Here is a 7119-nt window from a genome sequence, read left to right as displayed (position 1 = left end):
CCCCGGTGTCGGTGAGGGTCAGGGTCAGGGCGAGCTTGACCGCGCCGGTGCCGCGGGACTCGGTGGCGTCGCCGTCGACGGCGTACGTGCCGTCCTCCCGGGCGCTGACGCGGGCGGTGCCCCGGTAGGTGACGGAGTGTCCTCCGACGCGGAGTCTCAGCCGCCCGGTGAGCGGTTCGGCACCGGCCTCCTGTTGCAGGCCGGGGACGGCCCGGGCCACGCGGGCCTGGTCGGCCAGCGCGGTGCGCAGCCGCTCGGCGGGGACCGGGACGAAGACCTGGTGCTCCATGGTCGGGGAGCCTACCCAGTTGTGGCCCCGGCGCACCCGGGCCTGCCGCGGGCTTCGCCGCGGGGCGCCTCCCGGTGCCCCTCAGTACCTCGGATGCACCAGCGTCGACGCCCGCACCCCGCCGACCCTCGTCCGCCGCGCGGCGCGGGCGTCCGCCGCCAGCCCGGCCCGGGTCAGGGTGGCCGCGTGGTCGCCGGGCACGCGCAGGGGCGGCGGAACGGGGCCCGGGGCCGCCAGGAGGAAGCCCCAGTCGTGGGGGGCCCGGGACGTGCCGGTCGAGCGGTCGGGGCCGGACGCGAAGCCGGTGTCGTGGCCGAGGACCCGGTAGGGGGAGACGGCGAAGCCGGCGGTGCGCAGGGTCGCGGCGACGGTCCAGAAGACGCGGGGGCGGGTGGTGACGGGGCCGGCGTGCACCACCAGGCGGCCGTCCGGGGCCAGCACCCGGCGGGCCAGGCCGTAGAACTCCTGGGAGTACAGCTTGGTGCTGGCGGTGATGCCGGGGTCGGGGAGGTCCGTGACGACGACGTCGTACGCCGGCCCGCGCGCCCGCCGCAGCCAGCCGAGCGCGTCGGCGGTGGTGACGTGCACGCGCCGGTCGGCGAAGGCGTGTCCGTTGGCGGCGGACAGGCCGGGGTCGCGGCGGGCCAGGTCCACCAGCACGGGATCGAGTTCGACCACGTCGACACGGCGCACCCCGCGGTGGCGCAGCACCTCGCGGACGGCCAGGCCGTCACCGCCGCCGAGGATCAGCACGCGCGCGTGCGGGCCGGCCAGGGCGGGCCCGACCAGCGCCTCGTGGTAGCGGCGGGCGTCCCGGCCGCCGACGCGCAGACGGCCGTCGAGGAAGAGGTCGAGGGGCCGGCCGTGGGTGCCGCCGGCCAGCACGACCTCCTGGACGCCGGTCTGCACGGCCACCCGGACGCCGGTGCCGTAGACGGCGTGCCGGGCGGCCCGTTCGAAGTCGCCGGCGAGGGCGGCGGCCGAGGCGAGGACGCCCAGCACGACGAGGCCGGTGAGCAGCAGGGTCCAGCGGGCGCGGCGGGTCAGGTCGCGGCGGAAGAGGCCGAGGACCAGGGCGCCGCCGGCGACCACGTTGACCGTGCCGGTCAGCAGCGCTCCGGTCAACTGGCCCAGGAACGGCAGCAGCAGGAAGGGGAAGGCGAGGCCGCCGACGAGGGCTCCGACGTAGTCGGCGGCGAACAGGTCGGCCACCGCGCCGCCCGCGTCCTGCCGGCGGATGCGCTGGATCAGCTCCATGAGCAGCGGGACCTCGGCGCCGATGAGCAGGCCGATGGCCAGGGAGAAGGCGACCAGGAGGCAGCGCGGTCCGTCGGCCCACATCCCGCCCCAGCCGGCGGTCCAGGCGAAGACGGCGTACAGGGCCATGGCGCTGCAGCCGCCGACCAGCGCGAGGGCCGACTCGACGGCGCCGAATCCGGCCGCCGCGTGCCAGCGCAGCCGCTTCGCGGCGAGGGAGCCGATGCCCATCGCGAACACCATCACGGACAGCACGACGGAGGCCTGGGTGACGGAGTCGCCGATCAGGTAGGAGGCGAAGGCGACGAGTTCGAGTTCGTACACGAGTCCGCAGGCGGCGCAGACGAAGACGCACACGAGGACCAGGAACCGCCCGGTGCCGGGCCGGACGGGCAGCCGCGCGGGGACTGTCCGGGAGGGCGGGGCGCCCGCAGGCGCGGGGGCGTGCGGTTCGATCACGCTGCGACGTTACGTCACGCGCTCGGGGCACTTCGTCACCCACACGTGTGGATCTGGGGGCAGTTGACGCAGCGCGGGTTTATGCCGCCGTCACCTCGGCCGTGCCGCCCTCGCCCGTGCCCCGACCCGGGTGCGGGTGGCCACCAGCTGTCCGTCCTGCGGATAGGCGTGCCAGGTGCGCCAGTGCACCTGGTCCTCGTGCCGCTGGGCCAGCATCGCGGTGAAGGCGTGCGGGCTGCCGGGGAAGACCCCGGCGAGGCCGTGCGGGTGGTCGGAGACGAGGTCCAGCAACTCCTGGGCGCGGCCCGCGAACGAGCCCGGGGTGAGCATTTCCACGCGGGCGGCGAACTCGTACTCCCAGTCGCCGACGCGTTTGGCGACGCCCAGCGGCAGCGGGGTGCTGGAGCCGGGGATGCACGCGACCGTCTCCGAACAGACGCCGCGCTCCTCCTCCAGGAGGACCTGGTGGGACGCGCCGAGCAGCCGCAACTGCAGCTTGGTGCCCGTGAGTTCCAGATCGAGCGTGGCCAGGGCGGGCAGCGGCTCGCGTCCCAGGGCCCAGGCGAGGTCGGCGGCGCGCGTATCGGTGTAGGAGGTGTTCAGGGTCGTGAGCATGGATCGGCTCCGCTGGCACGCAAAGGAGGGGGAGAACGGCCATGTCAGCCCAGCCGGCCCGGCCGGGGTGGGGAGTCTGGGGACGTCCGAGGGGCTGCGTTGGCGATGTAGAGGGAATCATGAACGGTGGCGCCGCCACAGCGTTTTTACCCAACTTCGTAGGGTTTCCATCCCCTAGGGGGCTACACAGCTCAACTGTTCAACCATGGCGTGCGCCGGGCGCGGGGACGGACCCCCCGGGCGCCAGCCGGGCGCCCGCCGGACGGTCGCTCCGGCGGGCGCCCGGCGGTGTGCGGCCCGGACGCGGTTCCCCCAGGTCCGGGAGCCCGGCTGCCCCGTGTCAGCTGCCTCCCCCGCACCCGCCGCCGCCGCACGAGGAGCCCCCGCCGCACGACGAACTTCCGCCGCACGACGAGCTTCCGCCGCAGGAGTGACCCCCGCAGGAGTGGCCCCCGTGGCCCCCGCCGTGACCTCCGTGCCCGCCGTGCCCGCCGTGCCCGCCGGACGATCCGGAGTCGCCGACCCACCAGCTGCTCGACCCGCTGTCCGTGGCCGAGGAGGCCGACGAGACCGAGGCGGCCGAGGACGCCGAGCCGTACGACCGGCCCCGCCCGCAGCCGCTCTTGCGCAGCGAAAGCCGGGCCTTCCGGCGCCGGCGGGCCCGGCCCGCCGCGAGGAGCACGATCACGACCACCGCCAGGATGATGCCTGCGAACATGGCGCCACCCTCCTTCCGTTCCCCCGAAGCGGCCCCCCGTGGGCGCCTCGCGTGATGCCGCGTCTCGCGCGGTGCCGGGGGGATGCCCGGCCGCTTCCCGCCGCAAAGCAGAGTTGAGCAAGTTCTGAGGATCCCTTCCTGAAAACACCCTCTGACCTGCGACGCAGGGTGTCCCGGGGGCCGGGGGGACGGATGCGCCCCCGGCGTGGGGGCGGGTTGAGGAAATCCCGGACCCGGGCGCAGGATGGCCCGCATGACCTCCAGCGCACGTCCTCACCTCAACCGCCGGCTCGCCGCGTTCGGGACGACGATCTTCGCCGAGATGTCGGCGCTCGCCGTGGCGACCGGGGCGATCAACCTGGGCCAGGGCTTCCCCGACACCGACGGCCCCGAGGAGATCCGGGAGGCGGCCGTCCGGGCGCTCCGCGACGGCCGCGGCAACCAGTACCCGCCCGGCCCCGGCGTCCCCGAGCTGCGCACCGCGATCGCCGCGCACCAGCGGCGCCGCTACGGCCTGTCCTACGACCCCGACACCGAGGTGCTGGTCACCGCGGGCGCCACCGAGGCGATCGCGGCCTCCCTGCTGGCGCTGGTCGAGCCGGGCGACGAGGTGGTGGCCCTGGAGCCGTACTACGACTCGTACGCGGCGAGCATCGCCATGGCGGGCGGCACCCGGGTGCCGGTGACGCTGCGGCCGCACGACGGCAGTTTCCGGCTGGACCTGGACGAGCTGCGGGCCGCCGTCACCGGCCGCACCCGGCTGCTGCTGGTCAACACCCCGCACAACCCGACCGGTACCGTCCTCACCCGCGCGGAGCTGGCCGCGATCGCCGAGCTGGCGGTCGAGCGGGACCTGCTGGTGGTGACCGACGAGGTCTACGAGCACCTGGTGTTCGACGGCGCCGAGCACCTGCCGCTGGCCGCGTTCCCCGGGATGCGCGAGCGGACGGTGAGCATCGGCTCGGCCGGCAAGACGTTCTCGTTCACCGGCTGGAAGGTCGGCTGGGTGACGGCCGCGCCGGCACTGGTGAGCGCGGTCCGCGCGGTGAAGCAGTTCCTGACGTACGTCGCCTCGGGCCCGTTCCAGTACGCGGTGGCCGAGGCACTCGCCCTGCCCGACTCCTACTTCGAGGGGTTCCGCCGGAGCATGCTGGCCCGCCGGGACATCCTGGCGGAGGGGCTCACGGCGGCGGGCTTCGAGGTGTTCCGGCCGGCCGGCACCTACTTCGTCACCACCGACATCCGGCCCCTCGGCGAGAAGGACGGCTTCGCCTTCTGCCGCGCCCTGCCGGAACGGGCGGGCGTGGTGGCCATCCCGAACGCCGTGTTCTACGACGACCGGGAGGCGGGGGCGCCGTTCGTGCGCTTCGCCTTCTGCAAGCGGGAGGAGGTCCTGCGGGAGGCGGCGGAGCGGCTGCGCCGCATGTGAGCGCGGGCGGGCACGGCCCGGGGGCGGGAGCCCCCGGACCGGCCGGAGGGGCCGTTACTCCCCGTCGTCCTCGGGCTGCTCGGACTCGTCGACCTCCTGCTCCAGGCCGAGCTGCTCCACCAGCCACTTGTCGAACTCGATCGCGGCCCGCACCCAGCTGACCGTGGAGGAGACGAAGTGGTTGATGTCGACGCCCGTGCCGATCAGCATCTGGGCCTCGCCGATCAGACGGACGGTGCCGTCGTCGTGGGTGTGGGTGTACACCTTCGGCCACAGGGTGCGGCGGTTCCAGTCGTCGATCGACTCGAGCAGCTGCGGCTTCTCGTCGATCTTGTGCGGCCGGTCGTAGAAGGTCCGCACCGAGAAGATCGCCTGTTCGGCCTCTCCGCGGAACATGAAGTAGGTGCGGAACTGCTCCCACGGCGCGGCGAGGTCACCCTCCTCGTCGACGACGTACTTCAGCTCCATCTGGTCGAGAAGCTGCTTCACCAGGTCCTGATCCGGGAGGACGGGGCCCGCCGGTCCTTGGGGCTGCGGTTCGGGCTGGCCCCCGAAATTCGGAATCGAGGACGGGTCGATGCTCACCGTGTTTTTCCCTTCATGCGGATGCCGCCATCCTCCCTCAGGAGGGGCGGGGGATGGCAACCCCGTGCCGCCTGTCAGCCCAGGGCGGAACGGGGACCGGCGGGACCGGGGTGAGTGATGATGTGCTGATGCGCATACCCGGAGCGGTGCGATGGGCCCTGTGGGTCCTGTGGTGGGGCTGCCTGGCCTTCTCGGTGTGGTTCTTCTGGACCCTGTACGACGCCCTGAGCAGCGTCTGAGCGCCCGCGCGGCACGGCCCCCCGTCCCGGCAGCCGGCCGGGGACGGGGGGCCGTGGGGCGGCCGCGTGCGGCCTACAGGGTCTTGCCGGTCGCGGGGCCGACCAGCAGGCCGTCGCCGAAACGGTCCACGCGGACCGTGTCGCCGTCCTTGACCTCGCCGGACAGGATCTCCTTGGCGAGCCGGTCGCCGATGGCGCTCTGCACCAGGCGGCGCAGCGGCCGGGCGCCGTACGCCGGGTCCAGGCCCTCCTCGGCCAGCCAGGCCAGTGCCTCGGGGGTGACCTGCAGCGTCAGCTGCCGCTCGGCCAGCCGCCTGGTGAGCCGGTCGATCTGGAGTTCCGCGATCCGCTCCAGCTCGGGCTTGGTCAGCGCCGAGAAGACCACCAGGTCGTCCAGCCGGTTGAGGAACTCCGGCTTGAAGGAGGACCGGACGACCTCCAGGACCTGCTCCTTCTTCTGCTCCTCGCTGCTGAGCGGGTCCATCAGGAACTGGCTGCCCAGGTTGGAGGTGAGCACCAGGATGGTGTTGCGGAAGTCGACCGTGCGGCCCTGGCCGTCCGTCAGCCGGCCGTCGTCCAGCACCTGGAGCAGGACGTCGAAGACCTCGGGGTGGGCCTTCTCCACCTCGTCCAGCAGGATCACGCTGTACGGGCGCCGGCGCACGGCCTCGGTGAGCTGGCCGCCCTCCTCGTATCCGACGTAGCCGGGAGGCGCGCCGACCAGGCGGGCCACGCTGTGCTTCTCGCCGTACTCGGACATGTCGATGCGGACCATGGCCCGCTCGTCGTCGAAGAGGAAGTCGGCGAGCGCCTTGGCGAGTTCGGTCTTGCCGACACCGGTCGGGCCGAGGAAGAGGAAGGACCCGGTGGGCCGGTCGGGGTCGGCGATCCCGGCGCGCGAGCGCCGCACGGCGTCGCTGACGGCGCGCACGGCCTCGCCCTGGCCGATGAGCCGCTTGCCGATCTCCTCCTCCATGCGCAGCAGCTTCTGCGTCTCGCCCTCCAGGAGCCGCCCGGCGGGGATACCGGTCCAGGCGGCGACGACGTCGGCGATGTCGTCCGCGCCGACCTCCTCCTTGACCATGGTGTCCCGGGCGACCTCCTCCTCGGCCTCGGAGGCGGCCTCCAGCTCCTTCTCCAGCTGCGGGATCTCGCCGTAGAGCAGCTTGGCGGCGGTGTCGAAGTCGCCGTCGCGCTGGGCGCGTTCGGCCTGCCCGCGCAGGTCGTCCAGCTTCTCCTTCAGCTCGCCGACCCGGTTCAGGGACTGCTTCTCCTTCTCCCAGCGGGCGGTCAGGCCGCGCAGCTCCTCCTCCTTGTCGGCGAGGTCGCGGCGCAGCTTCTCCAGGCGGGCCAGGGAGGCCGGATCGGTCTCCTTGCCGATCGCCAGCTCCTCCATCCTGAGCCGGTCGACGGCACGCTGGAGTTCGTCGATCTCCACGGGCGAGGAGTCGATCTCCATCCGCAGCCGCGAGGCCGACTCGTCGACGAGGTCGATGGCCTTGTCGGGGAGGAAGCGGGAGGTGATGTA

At 73.5% G+C, this 7119-nt stretch carries 5 protein-coding genes and 1 pseudogene; 1 reads left to right on the top strand and 5 read right to left on the bottom strand.

The genetic code is table 11. The annotated features are described in order from the left end of the window. The 3 genes and pseudogenes from IE312_RS40095 to IE312_RS14850 all read right to left on the bottom strand — a co-directional run. Positions 1 to 289, bottom strand: a pseudogene (locus tag IE312_RS40095) (SRPBCC domain-containing protein); the annotation flags it as partial. Positions 290 to 370: 81 nt separating this feature from the next. Beyond that, positions 371 to 2005 carry a polyamine aminopropyltransferase gene (locus tag IE312_RS14855; protein WP_189981934.1) on the bottom strand — a complete coding sequence of 545 codons (1635 nt, stop codon included), beginning with the start codon at positions 2003 to 2005 and terminating at the stop codon, positions 371 to 373. Between the two features lie 90 nt (positions 2006 to 2095). Further along, the gene (locus IE312_RS14850; protein ID WP_189981932.1) at positions 2096 to 2620 is read right to left on the bottom strand and encodes a DUF2617 family protein; all 525 of its coding nucleotides are present in this window, start codon (positions 2618 to 2620) and stop codon (positions 2096 to 2098) included. A 962-nt stretch (positions 2621 to 3582) separates the two neighbouring features. Between IE312_RS14850 and IE312_RS14845 the strand changes: the two genes are divergently transcribed. Continuing rightward, positions 3583 to 4767: a pyridoxal phosphate-dependent aminotransferase gene (locus IE312_RS14845; protein ID WP_189981930.1), complete on the top strand. Its 1185-nt coding sequence runs from the start codon at positions 3583 to 3585 to the stop codon at positions 4765 to 4767. 54 nt (positions 4768 to 4821) lie between these two features. Here the strand turns inward: IE312_RS14845 and IE312_RS14840 are convergent, their stop codons facing one another. Continuing rightward, positions 4822 to 5352, bottom strand: coding sequence for a YbjN domain-containing protein (locus IE312_RS14840; RefSeq protein ID WP_189981928.1), 531 nt, complete (start codon positions 5350 to 5352; stop codon positions 4822 to 4824). Positions 5353 to 5664: 312 nt separating this feature from the next. Next, positions 5665 to 7119, bottom strand: a 1455-nt coding sequence (locus tag IE312_RS40090; RefSeq protein WP_229899765.1) for an AAA family ATPase, incomplete at its 5' end; no start/stop codon positions are given.

The sequence above is a fragment of the Streptomyces capoamus genome, from assembly GCF_014654935.1.
Classification (GTDB): domain Bacteria; phylum Actinomycetota; class Actinomycetes; order Streptomycetales; family Streptomycetaceae; genus Streptomyces; species Streptomyces capoamus.
The sequence above is the reverse complement of the archived record's forward strand: the minus strand, read 5'-3'. Positions and strand labels throughout refer to the sequence as shown.

What these genes read in the sequence shown, in the direction of transcription:
- IE312_RS14850 (WP_189981932.1), bottom strand. Translation starts at nt 2,620, where the DNA reads ATGCTCACGACCCTGAACACCTCCTACACCGATACGCGCGCCGCCGAC.
- IE312_RS14845 (WP_189981930.1), top strand. Translation starts at nt 3,583, where the DNA reads ATGGCCCGCATGACCTCCAGCGCACGTCCTCACCTCAACCGCCGGCTC.